Source organism: Xanthomonas translucens pv. cerealis, from assembly GCF_006838285.1.
Classification (GTDB): Bacteria; Pseudomonadota; Gammaproteobacteria; order Xanthomonadales; family Xanthomonadaceae; genus Xanthomonas_A; species Xanthomonas_A cerealis.
The window spans coordinates 3523375-3544235 of the sequence record NZ_CP038228.1; the positions used below are offsets into that span (position 1 = coordinate 3523375).

The 20861-nt window shown below is 70.0% G+C and carries 13 protein-coding genes and 3 pseudogenes; 7 read left to right on the top strand and 9 right to left on the bottom strand.

All coding sequences use genetic code 11. From position 1 onward, the window contains the following. Positions 1-263: 263 nt before the first annotated feature. Positions 264-491 carry a hypothetical protein gene (locus E4A48_RS15675; protein ID WP_142742746.1) on the bottom strand — a complete coding sequence of 76 codons (228 nt, stop codon included), beginning with the start codon at positions 489-491 and terminating at the stop codon, positions 264-266. A 202-nt stretch (positions 492-693) separates the two neighbouring features. Here E4A48_RS15675 and E4A48_RS15680 point away from each other — a divergent pair, with 202 nt between their 5' ends. After that, a complete protein-coding gene (locus E4A48_RS15680) occupies positions 694-2271 on the top strand; it encodes a M4 family metallopeptidase (protein ID WP_142742747.1) in 1578 nt (525 codons plus the stop codon). Between the two features lie 247 nt (positions 2272-2518). Next, positions 2519-3799: a DEAD/DEAH box helicase gene (locus tag E4A48_RS15685; RefSeq protein ID WP_142742748.1), complete on the top strand. Its 1281-nt coding sequence runs from the start codon at positions 2519-2521 to the stop codon at positions 3797-3799. Positions 3800-4070: 271 nt separating this feature from the next. Here E4A48_RS15685 and E4A48_RS15690 read toward each other — a convergent pair whose 3' ends face one another. After that, positions 4071-4397 carry a DUF6172 family protein gene (locus E4A48_RS15690; protein WP_039008228.1) on the bottom strand — a complete coding sequence of 109 codons (327 nt, stop codon included), beginning with the start codon at positions 4395-4397 and terminating at the stop codon, positions 4071-4073. Here E4A48_RS15690 and E4A48_RS15695 point away from each other — a divergent pair. Continuing rightward, positions 4380-5124 (top strand): annotated as a pseudogene (locus tag E4A48_RS15695) (SDR family NAD(P)-dependent oxidoreductase); the annotation flags it as partial. The gene E4A48_RS15690 and the pseudogene E4A48_RS15695 sit on opposite strands and share 18 nt — an antisense overlap. Positions 5125-5240: 116 nt before the next feature. Here the strand turns inward: E4A48_RS15695 and E4A48_RS15700 are convergent. Further along, positions 5241-5820, bottom strand: a pseudogene (locus E4A48_RS15700) (NAD-dependent dehydratase). Between the two features lie 377 nt (positions 5821-6197). On the opposite strand from E4A48_RS15700, the gene E4A48_RS15705 reads away from it, so the two are divergent. Both E4A48_RS15705 and E4A48_RS15710 read left to right on the top strand, forming a co-directional pair. Beyond that, a complete protein-coding gene (locus E4A48_RS15705; RefSeq protein WP_142742749.1) occupies positions 6198-7124 on the top strand; it encodes a carbohydrate kinase family protein in 927 nt (308 codons plus the stop codon). A gap of 168 nt (positions 7125-7292) precedes the next feature. Beyond that, on the top strand, positions 7293-8909 hold the full coding sequence (locus E4A48_RS15710) for a GGDEF domain-containing protein (RefSeq protein ID WP_039008234.1): 1617 nt from the start codon (positions 7293-7295) through the stop codon (positions 8907-8909). A gap of 109 nt (positions 8910-9018) precedes the next feature. Here E4A48_RS15710 and E4A48_RS15715 read toward each other — a convergent pair whose 3' ends face one another. After that, on the bottom strand, positions 9019-9951 hold the full coding sequence (locus E4A48_RS15715; protein WP_068830237.1) for a DUF808 domain-containing protein: 933 nt from the start codon (positions 9949-9951) through the stop codon (positions 9019-9021). Positions 9952-10136: 185 nt separating this feature from the next. Here E4A48_RS15715 and E4A48_RS15720 point away from each other — a divergent pair, with 185 nt between their 5' ends. Beyond that, complete coding sequence (locus E4A48_RS15720) at positions 10137-10316, top strand: hypothetical protein (protein ID WP_039008238.1); 180 nt, start codon at positions 10137-10139, stop codon at positions 10314-10316. 183 nt (positions 10317-10499) lie between these two features. Here the strand turns inward: E4A48_RS15720 and E4A48_RS15725 are convergent, their stop codons facing one another. Then, on the bottom strand, positions 10500-11633 hold the full coding sequence (locus E4A48_RS15725; RefSeq protein WP_039008239.1) for an XAC2610-related protein: 1134 nt from the start codon (positions 11631-11633) through the stop codon (positions 10500-10502). Between the two features lie 175 nt (positions 11634-11808). Between E4A48_RS15725 and E4A48_RS15730 the strand changes: the two are divergent. Next, positions 11809-12869 (top strand): annotated as a pseudogene (locus E4A48_RS15730) (AarF/UbiB family protein); the annotation flags it as partial. 189 nt (positions 12870-13058) lie between these two features. Here E4A48_RS15730 and E4A48_RS15735 read toward each other — a convergent pair. The 4 genes from E4A48_RS15735 to E4A48_RS15750 all read right to left on the bottom strand — a co-directional run bounded on the left by E4A48_RS15735 (position 13059) and on the right by E4A48_RS15750 (position 20797). Beyond that, positions 13059-15446: a DUF3772 domain-containing protein gene (locus E4A48_RS15735; protein WP_185910782.1), complete on the bottom strand. Its 2388-nt coding sequence runs from the start codon at positions 15444-15446 to the stop codon at positions 13059-13061. 187 nt (positions 15447-15633) lie between these two features. Continuing rightward, complete coding sequence (locus E4A48_RS15740) at positions 15634-16665, bottom strand: NAD(P)H-quinone oxidoreductase (RefSeq protein WP_142742750.1); 1032 nt, start codon at positions 16663-16665, stop codon at positions 15634-15636. A 237-nt stretch (positions 16666-16902) separates the two neighbouring features. After that, positions 16903-18279, bottom strand: coding sequence for a histidine-type phosphatase (locus E4A48_RS15745; protein WP_142742751.1), 1377 nt, complete (start codon positions 18277-18279; stop codon positions 16903-16905). A 10-nt stretch (positions 18280-18289) separates the two neighbouring features. After that, entirely contained in the window at positions 18290-20797 is a 2508-nt protein-coding gene (locus E4A48_RS15750) for a TonB-dependent receptor domain-containing protein (RefSeq protein ID WP_142742752.1), read from the bottom strand. Positions 20798-20861 lie beyond the last annotated feature (64 nt).

Here is a 20861-nt window from a genome sequence, read left to right on the forward strand (position 1 = left end):
GGAGGAAGACTAGGCGGGCACCAGCAGCGCACCAAGGCGACAGCTATATAGCAACCCGCTCTCCGCGGCGGCAATCGCCAATATCCGCAACGGTGACTTGCCGCGCGTTTTGGATCGCCCGCGTCTACGATTAACTCCATGCATATCGCGCGAGCATCGGCGTCGCTCTTCTACAGCCCAGAAAAGCATCGCAATCAAGCGCGTTGATTGTGCGTAATTCAGCTGAAAACGTGTGGTTTTTTGCTTTTTTTGCGAATGCCGAATCATGGCTTTCCGGCATACCGCAGCGGCGCGAGCGCGGCTTGCGATAAACGATAAAAATCGTAGCTGCAACGCAGTGCAGCGCGATTATCGTTCGAGTTCCGCTTGGCGCGAACCGCCCGCTGCGCCTGAAGCACACCAGGGCTGGAGCGAAACCGCGCTGTTGCCGAAACACCGTTTCGCATCCTCATGGCCCGCTTAGCGACCAGCACGCGGGCGAAGCGGGACATCAGGCTCGCCATCCCACATCTGAAACATGAACTCAACCTGTCTACCAAAAATGTTAATTGCGTCGTTATGTTCGTATCCAGGGGAACGGCAGCGTGCCATCGGTCGCAACGCCGCCGTGATCCACAACGCAAACGCAAGCAACTTGGCCGCCATGCGCTGCCGCGCCGGCAAGCCTTTCCCTAGCGCTCAGAGGAACTCGACATGACCCAGTCCATCCGCCGCCAGCGCCCGCTGGCGCCGCTGCCGTCGTTGCTGCTCGCCCTCGCCGCCACCTCCGCCTCCGCGGCCGAACGCGTGGATCTGCACGGCAAGGATCTGGGCGCGCTCAACACCCAGTACCAAGCCGCCGCCACCAGCCTGGGCGGCGTACCCGCCGCCGCCGCGGTGCGCCATGCCGAACTGGTCGGGTTGGATGCCGAATCCGCACTGCACCTGCTGAGCAGCAGCACCGACGACGACGGCACCGTGCACAGCCGCTACCAGCAGACCTTCCGCGGCGTGCCGATCTGGGGCGAGCACGTCGTGGTCAGCGAGCACGGCGACGGCCGCGTGCGCAACCTGTTCGGCCGCTCGGTGGCCGGCATGGCCAGCGAACTGCCGGCCACCGCGCCCGCCGCCGCGGCCGCGCTGCTGCCGGCCGACCGCGCGCTGGACGTGGCCAAGCGCGCCGCGCTCGGCGACGCGCTGGCCGCGCGCCGCATCGAGCGCGCGCAGGCGCCGCAGATGATCTACCTGGACGACGACGACCGCGCACACATGGCCTATGTGGTGTCGTTCTTCGCCGACGCGCCGCAGGGCGGCGAACCGACCCGGCCGTTCGTGATCGTCGATGCGCGCAACGGCGCGGTGCTGCGGCAATGGGAGGGTCTGACCACGCGCGATGCCAGCGGCCCCGGCGGCAACGTCAAGACCGGGCAATACGAATACGGCAGCAGCGGCAGCATCCACGGCTTCCTTGAAGTGGACAACAACTGCCGCATGCAGGACAGCGCGGTCAAGTCGGTGGACCTCAACGGCGGCAGCTCCGGCAGCACCGCCTACCAGTTCGCCTGCCCGCGCAACACCTACAAGGCCATCAACGGCGCCTACTCGCCGATCAACGACGCGCACTACTTCGGCGGCGTCATCGACAAGATGTACCGCGCCTATGCCGGGGTGGCGCCGCTGAGCTTCCAGCTGGTGATGCGCGTGCACTACGGCACCCGCTACGAGAACGCGTTCTGGAGCGGTTCGACGATGAACTTCGGCGACGGCAACACCCGCTTCCATCCGCTGGTCAGCATCGACGTCGCCGGCCACGAGGTCTCGCACGGCTTCACCGAGCAGAATTCCGGCCTCACCTATTCCGGCCAGCCCGGCGGCATCAACGAAGCGTATTCGGACATCGCCGGCGAAGCCACCGAGTACTACCTCAAGGGCAGCAACGATTTCCTGGTCGGCCCGGAGATCTTCAAGTCCAACGGCGCGCTGCGCTACATGGCCAATCCGCCGCAGGATGGCGCCTCGATCGATAACGCCGCCAACTACCGCAATGGGTTGGACGTGCATTACTCCTCCGGCGTCTACAACAAGGCGTTCTACAAGCTGGCCACCACGTCCGGCTGGAACACGCGCAGCGCCTTCGAGGTGTTCGCCCGCGCCAACCGCCTGTACTGGACCCCGAGCACCAGCTTCAACAGCGGCGCCTGCGGCGTGCGCACCGCGGCCAGCGACCTGGGCCGCTCGGCGGCGGCGGTGACTGCGGCGTTCAGTTCAGTCGGCGTGACCTGCAACCAGTAAGCACCGCTGCCAGCGCAACGCCACGCACGGCCATCCGCCATGGATAGCCGTGCGTCGTCGCGTGTCGCTATTGGCATTTGGCATTTGGCATTGGCAGCGCAGCGCCGCACACGCTGCCGGCGCGCGGTCGGCCGCCACGCGCCTCGCGCGCACGGCCGGCTGCGGTTAGGCTGCGCGCCTGCCTCCATCGCGATGCGGCGCACCTGTGCCGCATTCGCCCGACCGCCCCTTGCCTGGATTCCGTTGCATGCCATTCGCCACGCTGGGCCTAGCGCCCGAGCTGCTGCCCGCGTTTTCCCGCGCGCTCGACGCCGCCGGCTACACCGCACCCACGCCGATCCAGGCGCAGGCGGTCGCGCCGATCCTGCGCGGCGACGACCTGCTGGCCTGTGCCGCGACCGGCTCGGGCAAGACTGCCGCGTTCGCGCTGCCGCTACTGCAGCAGGCGGCGCTGCTGCCGCCCGGCCGCCGCGTGCACGGCCTGGTGCTGGTGCCGACCCGCGAATTGGCCACGCAGGTCGGCGACACCTTGCAGGCGCTGGGGCGCTACCTGCCGCGCCGCATCAAGGTCGCCGCAGTTGCCGGCGGCGCCTCGATCAATCCACAGATGCTGAAGTTGCGCGGCGGTGCCGACATCGTCGTGGCCACGCCGGGCCGCCTGCTCGACCTGGCCGCGCACAACGCGCTCGACCTGGGCGCGGTGCGCACGCTGGTGCTGGACGAGGCCGACCGCCTGCTGGCGCTGGGCTTCGAAGCCGAACTGGGCCGGATCCTGGCACTGCTGCCGCGGCGCCGGCAGACCCTGCTGTTCTCGGCCACCTTCCCGGCCGAGGTGGAAGGGCTGGCGCAACGCCTGCTGCGCGGGCCGCGGCGCATCGGCGAGGACGCCGCCGCCGCGGTCCCGGCGACGATCCGCCAGCGCGCGATCGAAGTGGACAGCGCGCAGCGCACCGCGCTGCTGCGGCACCTGCTGCACAGCGAGGGCTGGCCGCAGGCGCTGGTGTTCGTGGCCAGCCAGCGCGGCGCCGACAACCTGGCCGAGAAACTGCACAAGGCCGGCATGCCGGCGCAACCGTTCCACGGCGAACTGAGCCAGGGCCGCCGCAACCAGGCGCTGGCCGGCTTCAGGAGCGGCCAGCTGCAGGTGCTGGTCGCCACCGACGTGGCCGCGCGCGGGCTGGACATCGCGCAGCTGCCGGTGGTGGTCAACTACGACCTGCCGCGCGCCACCGCCGACTACACCCACCGCATCGGCCGTACCGGGCGCGCCGGCGCCGACGGCCTGGCAGTGAGCTTCGTCGATGCGGCCAGCGCGGCGCACCTGCGCCTGATCGAAAAGCGCCAGCAGTTGCGCGTGCCACGCGAGCGCATTGCCGGTTTCGAGCCGGCGCAGGCGGCCGTGGCCGCCGTGGCCGCTGCCGAAGCGGCGCCGCAGACGGGAGGCATCAAGGGCAAGCGCCCGAGCAAGAAGGACAAGCTGCGCGCGGCGACTGCGCCGGGCGCTGGCGGGTCGCCTGCGAAGGATTGATGGGGCTCGCGGCGCTGCGCGCGGCCGGTGGCACGGGATGCGCGCGCTATTTCGCAGCGCGACGGTCGCCAGCGATCCGATGCATTGCGTGCGCTGATCCTGTCGGTCGCGGCTGAAGCCGCTCCTACAGCAGCTTGCAGCTGGCTGGCGAAGGCACTATGGCAGCGGCTTCAGCCGCGACAGCAGCCGCAACGCCCCCGTGTCGATCATCGCGGCCGATGCCCCGCTGGCCACCCGGATCCGCTCCCGCAGGCAGATGCGCGAACCGCCCTCAATCGTCGAACGGATCGGCCACGGCGGCGCTGTCACCCTGCGGCCGCGGCGTGCGCTTGCCCGGCCTGCTGCGGATTTCCACATAGAACTGGGTGCCGCCGGTAGCGACCAGCGCGTCGATCGAACGCAGCAGCTCGGCCGGCGGCACCACCGCGGCGCTGGCCTCTTCGGCACCGAACAGCGTGTCGAAATCCCAGTAGTCGGCACCCGCCGGCAAGGTCTTGCGGCGTTCGCGGCGGATGTACTTGCGGATGTCGTGCTTGCTGGCGTCGAGCAGGCGGTCGGGGTGCTTGCCTTCGATGCGGAGCTGGTAGGTCTTCTTCACTGCGGGGAGGATCCTGGAAAGAGGGAGGGCGCTGGCCGGGCATGCGCGGCAGCGGCCGCTGGCGGACGCGCCCGGACAGGCCGTCGCGCTGGCCGCTTGCGTGCACGGCGGGCCGCCATGGTGCCAGAACCCGGCCCCGCGCTGCGGATTGCCGATAATCGGTGCCCGGCGCATGCCGGCGCCGCCGCAGGAATTGCCGATGACCGACCCTTCCGCCGTCGCGGGCTGCGGCGTCCTCGTCGCCGGCGCCAGCCGCGGCATCGGCCTGGCGATCACCGACGCCAGTTGGCAGGCCGGATTCGACATCGACCTGATGGCCGCTGTGCGCTGCAACCGCGCCGCGCTACCGCTGCTGCGCGCCAGCCACCGTGCCTGCATCCTCAACATCAGCTCGATCAACGCGCTGCGGCCGACACCGCGGGTGCCAGCGTACTCGGCGGCCAAGGCCGCGCTGAACTACTACACGACCACCCTGGCCGCGGAACTGGCGCGCGAACGGATCCGGGTGAATGCGATCGCGCCCGGCTAGATCGAATTCCCCGGCGGGCTGTGGGACCAGCGCCGCGCGCAGCAGCCGGAACTGTACCGGCGCATCCGTGCCGCCATTCCGTTCGGCGACTTCGGCGCGCTCGAGGACGTCAGCAACGCCGCACTGTTCCTGGCCTCGCCGCAGGCGCGCTGGATCACGGGGCAGGTGCTGGCGTTAGACGGCGGGCAGTCGCTGGGCGCCAGAGGTCCGGGCGCGGTCGCAGGGTTGCAGCGTTTCGCCGCAATCCGGCTTCGGATCAGCGACAGGGGCAACTGTAGGAGGGACTTCAGTCCCGACCGCGGCGCAGCCGGCGGTCATTCCGCCAACTGCGCCGCATCCACCACCTGCCCCCGGCGCGCGGATGCAGGGCATGTTCGACCAGCGCGGCGGAGTTGATCCGATAGCGCCGGGGCAGCAGCGGCGCGAGCATCCCGAGCACGGCGGCGGCGGCGCGCTCGGCCGCACCAACGTGAGCGAGGCGAAGCCCAGCGCCTGCAGGTCGCGCTCCAGTTCGCCCTTGACCCGGTTGTAGAACAGGCGCGAGCGCGGATCGGCGCCCGGTGCCGAGTTCAGCGCGAACGCGGTGGCGCCGAGCTGCCGCAGCTGCCGCGCGATCGCCAGCGGGTAGGCGTGATCGACGCGGCGGAACGCGGCGCGCGAGCCGGCCTGCTTGATCGTGGTGCCGAGCGCGCAGATCGCCACGTCTGCCTGCCACCACGGCGCCTGCGCCGGCAATTGCTCGAAATCGACCAACGGGTTGTCCAGCTTGGCGTGCACGACATCCAGCGCGCGCCGGGTCGGGGCGACCACCGCGCTGCACTCCGCCGCGGCAAGCAACTGCGCCAGCACATGCGAACCGACCAGGCCGGTGGCACCGGCGAGCAGGATCTTCATCGAAAGCGCCTTTGCGCGATGGTTGGAGGAAGCTACGACGATCGCAGGCTCAGGGGCAAAGTGCGGTCGGCATGCGGATTCGATCGGCTTCCGAATCCACAAGACGCTTCGTGCCGTACCCTGACCCCTCTCCCGATGGGAGAGGGGTCACAGTTCACTTCTCCCTTCGGGACCATGGCCCCCTTTTCGGGGGAAGGTGCCCCGAAGGGGCGGATGACGCCACGGCGCAGCCTCGCGCGCCCGACACACAAACCGCGCGCCTGCACGGCCGCCACGAGCCCACACGCCACGCATGGTCGCCGCGCTGCGGCTTGTACGCCACAATAGCCGCCCATCGCGCCGTCCGGCGCCGCTGCAGCCAACCGAGGAGCCGTTCGATGTTCGTGGTGTGTGGAGAGGCCCTGTACGACATCTTCATCGACGGCTATGCCGGCACCGCGGTCGGCATGACCGCGCGCCAGGGCGGTTCGCCGTTCAACGTGGCGATCGGCCTGGCCCGCCTGGGCACGCCGGCGGCACTGTTCACCGGGCTGTCCACCGATCCGCTCGGCCGCCAGCTGCGCAACACCCTGGAACGCGAAGGCGTGGCCCTGCAGCACTGCATCGACAAGGCCGAGGCGACCACCCTGGTGATGGTCGCGCTGGACGCGCAGGGCGTACCCAACTATTCGTTCTATGGCACCGGCTGCGCCGACCGCGTGCTGACCGTGGCCGACCTGCCGGCGCTCGGCGCGGCGGTCGGCGGCCTGCACTTCGGCTCCTACACCCTGGTCGCCGAGACCACCGCCAGCACCTTCCAGGCCCTGGCCGAGCGCGAGCGCGCGCAGCGGCTGATCTCGCTGGATCCGAACGTGCGGCCGACGGTGGAACCGGACATGGCGATGTGGCGCACGCGGCTGGCGCGCTGGATCGCGCTGGCGCACGTGGTCAAGGTCAGCCAGGAGGACATCGAATTGCTGTACCCACAGCAGGATCCGTTCGCGATCGCGCGCAGCTGGCTGCAGCAGGGCCCATCGCTGGTGGTGATGACCCTGGGCAGCGACGGCGCGGTAGCCTGGCGCGGTGATGCCGAGGCGCGCGTGGCCGGGCGCGCGGTGCAGGTGGCCGATACCGTTGGTGCCGGCGACAGCTTCCAGGCCGCGCTGCTGCACCAGTTGCCCGACCTGGCCGCGCTCGCTGCGCTCGCCCCGTCGGCGCCGGCGCTGCAGCAGTTGCTGAACTTCTGCGTGGCCGCCGCGGCGATCAACTGCACCCGCGCCGGCGCCAACCCGCCCAGCCTGGACGAGATCCGCGCTGCACTTTAAGGCGTGCGCTCCATTCCCGAATAGGCCGCCCTGTTGTCGAACCGCCAGCCAGCGCTGCGTGACGCGGCGCTGGCTGGCGGCCACCGGCTCAAGCCCGCGCCGCCAACGCCGATATCCTGTTCCTGAGTGTCGCCATGGGCGGCGCGTTTACTGGGAGGAAGCGTCCGCATGCCGGACCATCGCGACGAGCCACCCGTCGGCGGACTGCGCAAGCTGTTGTCGCCGCGTCGCCGTGAACCGGCGCCGCCGGCCGCCTCCGCGGTGGCGCCACGCGGGCATGGCCATGGCCATGCCCGTGCGCATGGTCATGGTGCCGCGCCTGCGGCGCCGGGCGAGCACGCCGATCCGGCCGCGGCCACCGCGGCGCTGATCCACCTGTTCAACCACGCCCACCAGCCGCTGGAGCTGCTCGGCGCCTTCGCCAACGGCATGGCTGGCCTGCACGGCGAGCTGGGCGACATGGGCCGGCGCTTGCAATCGGCCGCCAGCAGCAGCGACTGGCCCAGCTACGGCCGCGCGCTGCGCCAGCTGATCGACAAGTACATCCGCACCATCGACGTCGGCGATCCGCTGGCCGGACCCAGCGACACCGAACGCCTGCGCGACCTGCTGCGCCAGGCCATCGCCGGCGCACTGGCCTCGCTGCTGCACGCCCTGCCGGAACTGGCCAGCGAAGCGGAGGCCACCGGCGAGGCGCTGCGCCAATGGCGCCCGGATCTGCCGCTGGAGCCGGTGGCGCAGCGCGTGCGCGAGCTGTGCCATCAGGTGTCGCTGCGCGCCAGCGACAGCCAGGAGCAGCAGACCCTGCTGCTGGGTCTGTTCGACCTGCTGCTGGAGAACGTCGGCGAACTGCTCGACGACACCAGTTGGCTGCAGGGCCAGATCGCGGTGGTGCGCGACATGATCAGCGGCCCACTGGACCGCTATTCGATCGAGGAAGCGCGCGGCAGCCTGCGCGAAGTGATCTACAAGCAGGGCCTGCTGAAGCAGGGCATCGCCGAATCCAAGGAGGCGATGAAGGACATGATGGTGTCCTTCGTCGAGAACCTGGATGGCATGGCGATCAGCACCAGCGAATTCCACGACCGCATCGCCGACTATTCGCAGACCATCCGCGACGCGCGCAGCATCGGCGACCTCAACCGTCTGCTGCAGGAAGTGCTGCAGGACACCGGCCACGTGCAGCAGCAGGCGCTGCGCGCGCGCGACCACCTGATCGCCGCGCGCCAGGAAGTGGACGCCGCCGAGCAGCGCATCCTGCGCCTGGAGCAGGAGCTGCAGGACGTCAGCGGGCTGGTACGGGTGGACCAGCTCACCGGCAGCCTCAACCGGCGCGGGCTGGACGAACTGTTCGCGCGCGAACTGGTGCGCACCGAGCGCAGCACCCAGCCGCTGTGCGTGGCGATGCTGGACCTGGACGATTTCCGCGCGCTCAACGAAATCTACGGCCATCCCGGCGGCGACGCCGCGCTGCGCCACGTGGTCGAGGTGGCGCGCACCACCTTGCGCGGCAGCGACGCGATCGCGCGCTTCGGCGGCGAGGAATTCCTGCTGCTGATGCCCGACTGCACCATCTTCGAAGCGGCCGCAGCGGTGACCCGGGTGCAACGCGCCCTGGCCCAGCGCGCGCTGGTGCACGAGGACCAGCGCGTGTTCATCAGCTTCAGCGCCGGGGTGGCGATGCGCCGCGCCGGCGAGACCCAGGACGTATTGGTCAAGCGCGCCGACCGTGCCATGTACGAGGCCAAGAAGGCGGGCAAGAACCGGGTGATTTCAGCGGATTGAGGGCCCGGCGCGTGGCGCCGGGTCGGGACCGGGGACCGGCAAGCGCATCGTCCGCCCGATCGCGCACCGCAACGCGAGCCGCGCTGTATCCGCAGCGTCGCAACTGCTTTTACGGGTCCCTGGTCCCCTGTCCCCGGTCCCGCCCTTGTCCCCGAATCATCTGGAACAGCACCACCACCCCCAGCACCAGCGCCCCGGCGACGATACCGACCAGCGCATTGCCCAGGTTGAGCACCACGCTGCCCCAGGCGCCCTGCGGTGCGATGCCTTCGAGGACGTGGTGCAGCGGGCCGATGCTGTGCACCAGGATGCCGCCGCCGACCAGGAACATCGCCGCGGTGCCGGCGATCGACAGCACCCGCATCAGCCACGGCGCCAGCCACAGGATGCCGCGACCGACCGCGGCGGCGGCGGCGCCCTTGCGAGTCAGGGACAGGCCCAGGTCGTCGAGCTTGACGATGCCGGCGACCAGGCCGTACACGCCGACGGTCATCGCCAGCGCGATCGCCACCAGCACCATGATTTGCTGGGAGAACGGCACCCCGGCGACCACACCCAGCGACAGCACGATGATCTCCGCGGACAGGATGAAATCGGTGCGGATCGCGCCCTTCACCTTGTCCTTCTCCAACGCCACCACGTCCACCTTTTCGTCGGCCAACGCCTGCAGCGTTTGCGCATGGCGCTGCGCGTCCTCGTCCCTGGAATGCAGGAAGCGGTGCGCCAGCTTCTCCACGCCCTCGAAGCACAGGAACGCGCCGCCGATCATCATCAGCGGCGTGATCGCCCACGGCAGCCAGGCGCTGATCGCCAGCGCCGCCGGCACCAGGATCGCCTTGTTGAGCAACGAGCCCTTGGCCACCGCCCACACCACCGGCAGCTCGCGGTCGGCGTTGACCCCGGTGACCTGCTGCGCGTTCAGCGCCAGGTCGTCGCCGAGCACGCCGGCGGTTTTCTTCGCCGCCACCTTGGTCAGGAGCGACACGTCGTCGAGCAGCGAGGCGATATCGTCGAGCAGGGTGAACAGGCTGGCGCCGGCCATGCGGGGATTCCATTCGGGTGGATGAACGGGGATTCTCGCCGATTCCGCGCGCCCGGGACGTGAGCGGCACCCACCGCCTCAACCGCGCGTAACGCCGGCGCGGTTGCCGTGCGCAGGCAGACCAATACCGCCCGCAAGACGCCCATGGACCAGTTCCTCACTGCCCCCGCGCCATCGTCGACGACGTGCTCGACGCCATCGCCGCACTGCAACCGCTGTTGCGCTCGGATCCGGCCAGCGGCACTCGCATCGTGCTGCAGGCCGAGCGCGCCCGCGCCGAAGGCGTCGACGTGGCCAGCGTGCTGGTCGCCGACGACATCGCCCTGTCCGACGCCAAGCAGTTGCGCAGCAACGACAGGCGCTGACGCGCTGCGCGGCGTGCTCGATCCAGGCGCCGACGCGGTAACGCGTGCGTTCGCGGCGTGGGGACAGCGCTGTCTTATTTCTTGCAGGAGCGGCTTCAGCCGCGACGGGCGTTGCCGAGCATGCCGGTCGCGGCTGAAGCCGCTCCTACAAGGGACAGCGAGGCGTGCGCCCCGCAGGCGCTGCTACTTACTGCGCAGCGCCTGCGCCACCGCCTGCAGCGAGCCGTGCACCGAGCCGGGCTGCAGCGCCAGCGGCTGGGTCTTGCCGCGCGCCACCACGTCCATGCGCTGCGGCACGCCCTCGGCGTCGCCGACGATGCGGTAGGTGGTGGTGCCACGCACGAAGCTCAACGTATGCCGCGCAGCGTTGTAGGCGAAGGTTTCCCCTTTGCCATCCGGGTACAGCAACTCCACCTGCTGCTGCGCGCCGATCGCCGCGTAGTACGGCTTACCGAACTGACCGTTCTGCTCGCTGGCGAACACGACGATACGCTTGCCGGCAGGGGCGAGGCGGAATTCCAGCAGGATTTTGTGCGGCAACATCGCCGTGCTGCCGTGCTCGTCCCACAGGTAATGCGTCTGCGCCACGCGCTTGCCGCCCTGGTCGCGGTAGCGCGTCTCCTGGGCCAGACCCGGCGCGCTGCTGGCGTCCTCGACCAATTCGCGCTGCAGCAACGGCTCGCCGTCGCGCACCGTGTACACCGCGGAGCGATGCCAGCAGCAGCCGTCCTTGGTCATGGTCTGGAGTTCGCGCGCCTGCGCATCCACCTTGAACATGCCGCAATTTTTCTGCGCCAACTGGGTGAATGCCGGACTCGGCGCGAAGCCATTGGCGGTACCGACGTACACCTGATAGGACGGGCCGTGGTAGCAACTGTTCTGCCCGTCCATCAGCGCCAGGTCCTTGATCCCGTCGAAGTTGAAGTCGGCATAGATCAGGACGCTCTGCTTGGCATACGGCAGTTCGTGCACCTTGCCCTTGGCCTTGCCGCCCTTGGCGTCGGTGTCCAGCACCAGTTCGGGCGAGGCCACCTCGATCAGCGGCTTGGCGCTGCCGCGCGCGAACACGCGCACGATGCCGGGACGGAACTGCTCGCTGTTGTCCTCGATCTCCAGCGTCGCCCGGTAGCGGTCGGAAAAATCCTGCACCTCATAGGTGCCGTGCTGGCTGCGGGCGAAGGCCTGCGCATCGAAACCATCGTCGGCGCTGTGCCGCGACTGGGCCGACGCGGTGGCAGCCAGCGACAGCGTGCCCAGCAGGAGCAAACCGCAACGCCGCGCGGCGCGCATAGGGAAAAGCGCAGAGAACGACCGCATGGTATGTCCTGGATGTCGGCGAATGTGCCTGAGCGACGGATTCTAGACCAGCCCGCCCATCCGCGCCGTGCGCTGCGCGCCACGGACCACCGGGGGTTCACCATCGACGACCCGGCCCTGGCCAGACTGGCTGCCGCAATCCCCGCTATTTCCGGAGCCGAACCTTTCCCGGTGGATCCGCGAGATCGTCGAGTCCGAACTCGGCGTGGCGGTCAACACGGCCTTCTCCGCGTTCGACGACATGCCGCTGGGTACCGCCTCGCTGGCGCAGGTGCACAGCGCCGCGCTGCGCGACGGCACGCCGATGGCGATCAAGGTGCACAAGCCGGAGGTGGCCGCGCAGGTGCGTTCGGACCTGGAGGTGCTGAAGAGTTTCGCCAACGCCGCCGACAAACTGACCGGGCTGGGCCGGCGCATCCGCTTCGCCGACTGGCTGGCCGAGTTCGGCAAGGCGCTGCTGGCCGAGCTGAACTACGAAACCGAAGCTGCGCGAGCGCCTGCTCAAGCTGCTGTTCGCTGCGGTCGATGGCCGCGGCGAGGAAGTGGCCGAGGAAACCATCGCGCTGAGCACGCGCCTGGAGGACTTCGACGAGGACCGCTACCAGCGCGAGACCGAGCAGATGATCGCGCGCTATGCCGCGCACGACGCCACCTGCGAAGGCCGCGTGGCGCTGGACCTGGTGCGCATCGCCGCCGCCTACGGGCTGCGCACGCCACCGGAACTGCGCCTGCTCGGCAAGACCCTGCTGAACCTGGAAGCGGTGTGCCGCGCGCTGTCGCCGCACCTGGATACGCGCAGCGTGGTCGAGGAACAGCTGCAGCACGTGATGCGCGCGCGGCTGAAGAAATCGCTGTCGGCGGCGAACCTGGCCAGCGAGGCGATGGAACTGCAGGCGCTGCTGCGCGAAGGTCCGCGCAAGCTGTCGGACATCCTGTCGCTTGCCGCCGACAACCGCCTGCAGGTGCGCGTGGCCGGGCTGGAAGAATCGCGGCTGATGGAAAGCCTGCAGAAGATCGCCAACCGCGTCGCCGCCGGCATCGTCACTGCCGCGCTGATCCTGGCCTCCGCGCAGATGATGCGCATCGACAGCGGCGCCAAGCTGTTCGGCTACCCGGCCATCGCGATGGTGCTGTTCCTGCTCGGCGTGGCGCTGGGCCTGGGCAGCGTCGCCAGCGCGGTGCTGGCGGTGCTGTTCGACCGCCGGGCGCGCGCGCGAGGAGCGCGGGCGGCGGTAGGTGTTGTTACAGGACTCGGGACCGGGGACCGGGAAAGCGTGGCAGCGCCATTGGCCTGTGCGGGCGCTCCTCTGTAAGCGGCTTCAGCCGCGACGAACGAAGCGGCGGCGCTGAGCGCTGCGGACAGCCGCGGCGCCGATGGCCCTGCAGGCGCGGCCGCAGGCGGGCCGACGCCTTGCGCCATCCGCGCTACGGCTCCTTGCGCAGCAGCCGCACTTCCTGCGGCGATTCCAGGGCGATGCCCTCTTCGGCCAGGCGCTGCAGCAGGCTGAAGAACAGATCGCTGCGGATGCCGTAGACGAGCCGCGGATTGCCGACGTAGGCGAAGCTGTTGAGGGTGACGTGGCCGCTGGCGATGGAATCGATGAACACCGACGGCTCCGGATCCTGCAGCACGCCCGGGTGCGCGGCGTAGAGTTCCAGCAGCAGCGTGCGCAGCTTGACCACGTCGGTGCCCAGCGATACCGCGAACTGGATCTGCACCCGGCCCAGCGGCCCGGCCAGGGTCATGTTGCGCAGGGTCTTGGTGATCAGCTCGGAATTGGGCACGATCAGCGTGGAGCGGTCGCCGACCTGGATCTCGGTGGAACGCACGCTGATCTTGCGCACGTCGCCTTCCTGGTCGCCGATCTTGACCCAGTCGCCGATCTTGACCGGGCGCTCGGCCAGCAGGATCAGCCCGGACACGAAGTTCTGGATGATCGACTGCAGGCCGAAGCCGATGCCGACCGACAGCGCGCTGACCACCAGCGCGATCTGTGCCACCTCGATGCCCGACGCGGCCAGCCCGCACAGCGCGGCCAGCAGGATGCCGATGTAGCGGGCCGCAGTGCTGACCGAATTGCGCGAACCATCGTCCAGCTCGGTCTTCGGCAGGTAGGTCTGGGTCAGCCAGCCATGGATGTACTGCATCACCAGCAGGCCCAGGCCCAACACCAGCGCCGCGCGCAATATGGCGCCCGGGTACAGGTAGCTCTTGCCGATCGGGATGCCCTGCGACAGCACCGAGAACCAGTCGGTGATGGTCGAGACATTGGTCCCGAACGGGATCAGCAACGCGCCCACGCCGATCAGCAACAGGCACACGCGCATCACCGCCGAGCTCAGCACCCCCGCCTGCTCCAGGCGGCTGGGGCGCACGCCGAACGCGCCGTTGGCGGCACGGCCGATGCGGCCTTCGCTGGCGAACAGCCATAGCGCGAAATCGTCGGCGAAAGTCATCAGCAGGCGGATCGCACCGACCACCATGGTGATCCAGATGATCTGCCGGGTGATGAACAGGCCCAGGTACAAATAGCCCAGCAGCGCGGCCAGCAGCGCCACCGCCACCGCCACCCGCACCAGCACCCCGACCAGCGCCAGCGCGCCGCCGTGCTGGCCGGGCGGTGGCGGCTGGCCGTTCTCCAGCGCTTGCGCGGCGGCCTCGGCGTACTGGCGCCGGCGCAGCCGCGACAGGCTGGTCAGGATGGCCAGGATCAGCACCGCGTAGGCCAGCTCGATCAACCCGTCGGCGGCCACCGTCGCCGAGGCGCTGGTATGGCTGGCGCGGTTGATCACCAGCAGCATGCTGCTGACCCAGGCCAGCGTCGCGGTGGCCCAGGTGTATTTGCGCAGGCGCCGCGCGGTGGCGTCGTCGATCGGGAACAGCCGCCACGACGGCTGGTTCGGCAGCAGCACGCTGGCGCCCAGCGAGCCCATGAACGCGGCGGCGAAACTGACCACGACGAAGCCGCGCAGCACGCTTTCCAGCCGCGCCGGCACCGCACCGATGCTGCGCAGGCTCTCGGCCAGCACCAGCGCGGCCAGACCCGCGGTCAACGTACCCAGTAGCAGAAACCACAACGCCAGGCCGGAGCGGCGCAGGCGGCTGCCCGGCGCGCGCGACATCGCGTAACGCTTGCCCAGCCAGCGCAGCAGGTAGCGCAGCGGGAACAGCAGTACGAACGCGATGCTCAGGCCGATGCCGAGCGCGCCGGTGCCGTTCTCGGCGATGGCGGCGTCCAGCGCCTGCGCCGCCAACTGGTACAACGCGAGCAAGCGATCGCGGTCATCGGGGAAATCGCTGGCGATCTGCCGCCACAGCGTCGGCGACAGCGGCGAGTCCGAGCGCATCGACAGCTCCTGGCTGAAATGTTCGGCCTGCAAGGCCTCGATCTGCTCGCCGAGCTGCTTGGCGTCCAGCACCAGCAGCTTGCCGCGCTTGATCCCCGAATCCAGCGGCGCGCGCTGCTTGGCCAGATCCTTGCGCTGCGCAACGATGTCGCTCGCCTCGCCCGCGGCAGGCTCACCCAGTTGCTTCAGCCGCGCATCGACCTGGGCCAGCTGCGGGGTCAGCGCCGCGACCGCGGCTTCGGCATCGCGCTGCGCATCGGCCACCTGCCCGATCAGCTTGCGCAGCACCTCCTGGTCGTCGGCGCTGTCCATGCTGTGCCGGGCGTCCTGCAGTGTCTGCTCGGCGCCGCTCAGCAAGGCCTGCGGGTCGGGCGCCTGCGGCTCGTCCTGCGGCTGCGCGCTCGCCGCCGCGCTCAGGCACAGGAACAGCAGCAACAGCGAACAGCGCAACAACGGCAGCAGCACGGCGGAACGGGAAGGCAGGCGCACGCGGGGGACCGGCAGGGGAAGCGCGGACCACCGCGCGTGCGGCGCAATATACGGCGTGGGACTTGAACAGGGCCAGCGGCGCGCGGCCGGTGGGTGCCTGTCGCGGCTGAAGCCGCTCCTACACAGCGCCTTCTGTAGGAGCGGCTTCAGCCGCGACAGATCCTCACCGCCCCGCCCCCGCCTCCGTCAGCAGCACGATCTTGCCGATATGCGCGCTGGACTCCATCCGCGCATGCGCCTGCGCCGCCTCGGCCAGCGGGAAGCAGCGGTCCAGCTGCGGCTTGATCCGGCCCTGTTCGAGCAGCGGCCAGACCTGCTGCTCCAGCTCGCGCGCGATCGCCGCCTTCTCCATCACCGAACGCGCGCGCAGGGTCGAGCCGGTATGGGTCAGGCGCTTGGCCAGCAGCGGCATCAGGTCCAGCTCGCGGACCTTGCCCTGCTGGATGCCGATCTGCACGATGCGCCCGTCCAGCGCCGCCGCCTCGTAGTTGCGCGGCAGGTAGTCGCCGCCGAGCAGGTCAACGATCACATCGGCGCCGCGGCCGCCGGTCAGGCGCAGGGTTTCGGCGACGAAATCCTCGTCGCGGTACAGGATCGCCGCCTGCGCACCCAGCGCCAGGCTGGCGGCGCGCTTGTCGGCCGAGCCGACGGTGCTGATCACGCGCGCGCCGAACGCGATGCCGAGCAAGGTGGCGACGCTGCCGATGCCGGAGGTGCCGCCGTGCACCAGCATGGTCTCGCCGGCCTGCAGGCGGCCGCGCTGGAACACGTTGGCCCACACGGTGAAGAAGGTCTCCGGCAGCGCCGCGGCCGCGGCCAGGCTCAGCGGCGCCGGCACCGGCAGCGCGTTGCGTTCGTGCACCACCGCGTATTCGGCATAGCCGCCGCCGGCGACCAGCGCGCACACCGTATCGCCGAGCCGGTAACGCTCCACGCCCTCGCCCAACGCCACCACCTCGCCGGCGAACTCCAGCCCCGGCAGCGGCGAAGCACCGGGCGGCGGCGGATAGCTGCCGCGGCGCTGCATCACGTCGGGGCGGTTGACCCCGGCCGCGGCCACCCGCACCAGCAGTTCGCCGCGGTGCGGATGCGGCAGCGGCAGGCACACCGGCACTAGCACCTCCGGCTCGCCGGGGTGGCGGATCTCGATCGCGGTCATCGAATCGGGGAGCGCAACGGCGGAGGTGGGGGACATGGCGGGGAACCTGGGCAAAGACGGCGCAGCGCCACGCGGGCGCGCAGCGCGGGAACCACGATGATCGGCCTTCGCCGCGTTGCGATCCGTGATGGCGCGCGCAGCGTTTCGTCTGGAAATGGGACGGATACTGCAGAGCCAGTGTAGGAGCTTCAGCCGCGACCGGGCGCGACCGGTAACGCCCGGTCGCGACTGAAGCCGCTCCTACAGGGTGCACGACGCGGTGAGACGACTGCGCTAGTCGCCAGCTACCGCCGCCTGCACCGGCCACACGCGCATTATCGGCACTCCGGCCTGCACCTGCTGCGCGTCCAGCCGCGCCTGCAAGGCCGGCAATGCCATCGCCAACGGGCAGCGCAGGCGACCGCCGCAGCCCGGCAACGGCCAGCGTCGCTCGCGCAGCGCGGCACCGTCGAAGCGGTTGTCGCGCAGCGCTTGCAAGGTCGGCACCACGCTGCGCAGTTGCAGGTAGTCGCGGCCGCCCTGCCGCACCAGCTCCAGCAGCAGCGCGCCGCCGGGCGGATAGGCGTCGGGCTGGCCGCGCACCAGGCCGGGCACGCCGAGCAGGCCAGCCAGATGCGCCAGGTTGGTGTCGTGGCCGAGCAGCAGCAGCGCACGGGTCTGCGCCGGGGCCAGCGGCGCCACTGCCGGGGTTTGCCCGACCGCGGCCTGCAGCGTCGCCAGCAGGTGCGCGAGCAGGTTGGAGCCGCCGGCACGCGCCGCCGGCAGCGCGCGCTTGCTGTGGTCGAAGGCGGCGTTGTGCAGGCCGATCAGGCGTTGCAGCGTGGTCGCATCGGCGCGGCCCCATGCCACCTGCGCCAGCGGCAGGCCCTGCGCGTATTGCAGCATCAGGTTCTCGGCCAGGCTGCCGGCGGTCTTCAGCAGCTTGGCCGCCTGCGCGGGATCGTTCAGGCGTTGCGGATCGTCCAGCCGCGGCGTGTCCTGGCCCGGCGCTGGTGCGGCGCAGGCGGCGCCCTGGCAGCCGGACAGGACCCGTTGCAGTGCGTGCAGCCGCGCGCGCGTGGCCGCATCCGGATGCAGCGGCGCGGCCACCGCATCGTCGTCCTTGTCGTCGTTCTTGTCCTCGCCGGCCGCGTAGTGGAACAGCGGATTGTTCTGCGTGGTCGGCAGTGCCAGGTAGTGGGCATGGCAACCCGGCTGCAGGCCCTCGCCGAAGGCCGCGGCGCTGGCGTGGTTGCGCGGCGTGCTGTCGGCGATCAGCACCAGCTGCGCGGCATCGCAGCCAGGTGCCAGCACACCTTCGCCCAGCCAGCGCTGCCGGTAGCGTGCGCCCAGCGCCTGCATCCCCGCCGCGCCGTGCGCGGTGAGCATGCCCGGCGCCACCGGCCATTGCGGCCATGGCTGCGCCGCGTACCTGGCCAGCGCGTGCGGATCCTTGGTCGGCGCACGCACGCCGTGGCGCATCACCACGATGCTCAGCCGCACTTGCGCTGGCGCGTTTGCGCTGGTGCGCGCCGCGTTGCCGTTCGCTACCTGCGCGGCTGCGGCCGCGGCGGGCAAGGCCGTCACCGCCAGCAGCACCAGCGCCGCCGCGCGCGGCCACCGCCGCGAACCTGCGGCGGCAGCGACGCGTGTTGCAATGGAGGCGTACATGGCGCCGGCCTCAGAACTTCAGCGACAGGTCGAGGAACACGCCGCGTCCGGCCAGGCCGAAGTACAGCGGCTGGTTGTCGGAGGAGCGCGCGCCGGCATAGCCGATCAAGGCGTGTCGATCGAGCAGGTTGTTGATGTCCATGCTGATCGAATACCCCTTCAGGCCGTAAGGCCCATGCGTGCTGCGATAGCCCAGCGCCGCATCCAGGCTGGCGTAGCCGCCCAGGCGCTGGTCGTTGCCGAACACGGTGGCGCCGCTGGCGTCAGTGCCGTTGTCCACGCCGTACTGCGCGCCGACCACTTTCTCCATCAACGAGCCGAAGTAGCCGCTGCCGCTGTTGTACAGCAGGCCCAATGCCCCAGTCACGTGCGGGGTGCCGGCGACCTGGGTGCTGCTGTGCTTGTAGGTGGCCTCGTTGTAGCTGGCGTTGGCGTATAGGCTCAGCGTCGGTGTCAGCGCATAGGTGGCTTCGGCCTCGACGCCGCGGTACACCGCGCCGCCGCCGTTGACGTAGGCGCTCTCGCTGCCGCTGTCGGTGGCGACCAGGGTCTGGCTGATGTAGTTGCTGAAATCGATGTAGTAGACGTCGGCGCCGAAGGTGAGGCCGCGCGCGGCGTAACTGGTGCCGAGCTGGTAGTTGCTGGTCAGCTCCGGCTGCAGGCCGCGGTCGCCGTTGAGTTCGATCACGTCGATCGGCGGCGCCAGGAAGCCGCGCGCGGCCTGCACGTAGCCGCTCCAGTGGTCGCTGAAGGCGTCGTGCAGGCTCAGCGACGGCAGCGTCGCGTCGTAGCTGGCGCTGCTGTAGGCCGGCGCCGGCGGCGTGCGCTTGTTGAGCTGCGCGTCGAGCTGGCGCTCCACCCGCGAATAGCGCACGCCGGGGCTGAGGGTCAGCGTGTCGCTCAGCTTCCAGTCGTACTGCACGTAGGGCTGCAGCGTGTCGGTGCGGTCGTGCAGCTGGTAGTTGTACAGATAGCCGTACTTGGTGCCGCTGGCCGCGCCGGTGCTCATGTCCACCGGCAGCTGGTTGCGTTCGTCCAGACTGCGCTCCACCCACACGCCGGTCTGCAACTGGCCCGGACCCAGATCGCGCGCCAGCCGCAGCACGTCGCCGAAGGCGTGGAAATCGTTGTCCGACAGCTTGCCGGGCACGTCGGTGGCCGACTTGGACAGCTTCTTGCCGGTGCTGGAGTAGAAGGTCACGCCGTTGTCGGCAGCGCTCTCGCTGGTGGGGATGCTGCTCTTGGCGGCGGTGTGGTCGAAGCTGTTGTAGTAGACCTTGTTGTCGAGGTCCCAGTCGCCCAGGCGCGTGCTCAGGCCCAGGTAGCTGAAGCTGGAATAGTACGCGGCGCTGTTGTAGCCGGTGTAGTTCTGCAGGGTCGGATCGTTGCCCAGGCCGTAGCGCCAGCCGTGCTGTTCGATCTGCGCGCGGGTGGCGCCCTGCATGGTGTTCTGGTGCTCCTGGTTGTAGCTGCTGACGAAGCTCAGCGTGGTCGCGTCGCCCAGCTCGGTGACGGTCTTGACGAAGGCGTGCTCGCGGCGGTCGTCGGTACCTTTCAGGTAGGTGTCGCTGGCTTCCTTGGACAGGTCGGCGAACACGCGGGTGTTGCCGATGTGCTCGTCGGCGCTGACCCCGGTGGACCAGGTGTCCCAGCTGCCGCCGGTAACGTACGCGGTGACCCCGTCCACCGCGCTGGGGTTGCGCGTGCGCAGCGCCAGCGTGCCGCCGAAGGTGGCGTTGCCGATGGTGGCGCCGCCGCCGGGGCCGCGGTCGATCTCGGCCTGGCCGAGTACGTGGTTGTTGAAGTAAGCGGACGTGGTGTGGTGCAGGTCGCTGGCGTCGCCGAACGGGATGCCGTCGAAGGTGATGTTGAACTGGCCGTCCTGGAAGCCGCGGATGCTGATGCCTTCGTTCTTGCCCAGGCCCGGGCCTTCCGGCGAGGTGGTGACCACGCTCGGCGCGTACTTGATGATGTCGTCGTAGTTCGCGTTCAGGCGCAGGCCGTCGCGGATGAAGCGTTCGTCGATCACCGAGGTCGGCTGGCTCGCCTCCAGCGGCGCGGCGCTGGGCGCGAGCGTGTCGACGCTGTTGGCGGTGACGTTGATCGGCGCCAGTTCGCGCGGGCCGTCGTCGCGGTCTCCGGGGTCGGCGGCCGGCGTGGCCGCGGCCTGCGGCGCGCGCGGGGCGGCGGCGCTGCGGGGCGCGGCCGCGGCGCTGCGCACGATGCTGACCGTAGTCGGCGTCGGCATGCGGTAGTCCAGGCCGGTGCCGGCCAGCAACTTCTGCAATTGCTGCGCCGGTGCCAGCCCGGCCGGTGCGCCGTTGCTGCGCTGCCCGGCCGCCAGCGCCGGGTCGTACATCAGTTGCAGGCCGCTGTTGCGGGCGAACAGCTCCAGCGCCTGATCCAGCGGCATCGGCGCGGTCGCCGGCGCAGAGGCGGCGACGGGGGCCGACCAGGCCGGTAGCGAAGCGCTGCTGCCGAGCAGCAGGGCGATGGAAACGACGAGCGTGTTGCGCATGGGACGTGCTACCGGAGGGGAGAGGAAGGCGGCCGTGCGTATGCAGCGCGACGGCCATGCCTCC

Excerpts from the sequence above, each read along its gene's own strand:
- E4A48_RS15675 (WP_142742746.1), bottom strand. The coding sequence starts at position 491 with ATGTCCCGCTTCGCCCGCGTGCTGGTCGCTAAGCGGGCCATGAGGATG.
- E4A48_RS15705 (WP_142742749.1), top strand. The coding sequence starts at position 6,198 with ATGTTCGTGGTGTGTGGAGAGGCCCTGTACGACATCTTCATCGACGGC.
- E4A48_RS15740 (WP_142742750.1), bottom strand. The coding sequence starts at position 16,665 with ATGTCCCCCACCTCCGCCGTTGCGCTCCCCGATTCGATGACCGCGATC.
- E4A48_RS15745 (WP_142742751.1), bottom strand. The coding sequence starts at position 18,279 with ATGTACGCCTCCATTGCAACACGCGTCGCTGCCGCCGCAGGTTCGCGG.
- E4A48_RS15750 (WP_142742752.1), bottom strand. The coding sequence starts at position 20,797 with ATGCGCAACACGCTCGTCGTTTCCATCGCCCTGCTGCTCGGCAGCAGC.
- E4A48_RS15725 (WP_039008239.1), bottom strand. The coding sequence starts at position 11,633 with ATGCGGTCGTTCTCTGCGCTTTTCCCTATGCGCGCCGCGCGGCGTTGC.
- E4A48_RS15715 (WP_068830237.1), bottom strand. The coding sequence starts at position 9,951 with ATGGCCGGCGCCAGCCTGTTCACCCTGCTCGACGATATCGCCTCGCTG.
- E4A48_RS15685 (WP_142742748.1), top strand. The coding sequence starts at position 2,519 with ATGCCATTCGCCACGCTGGGCCTAGCGCCCGAGCTGCTGCCCGCGTTT.
- E4A48_RS15680 (WP_142742747.1), top strand. The coding sequence starts at position 694 with ATGACCCAGTCCATCCGCCGCCAGCGCCCGCTGGCGCCGCTGCCGTCG.
- E4A48_RS15710 (WP_039008234.1), top strand. The coding sequence starts at position 7,293 with ATGCCGGACCATCGCGACGAGCCACCCGTCGGCGGACTGCGCAAGCTG.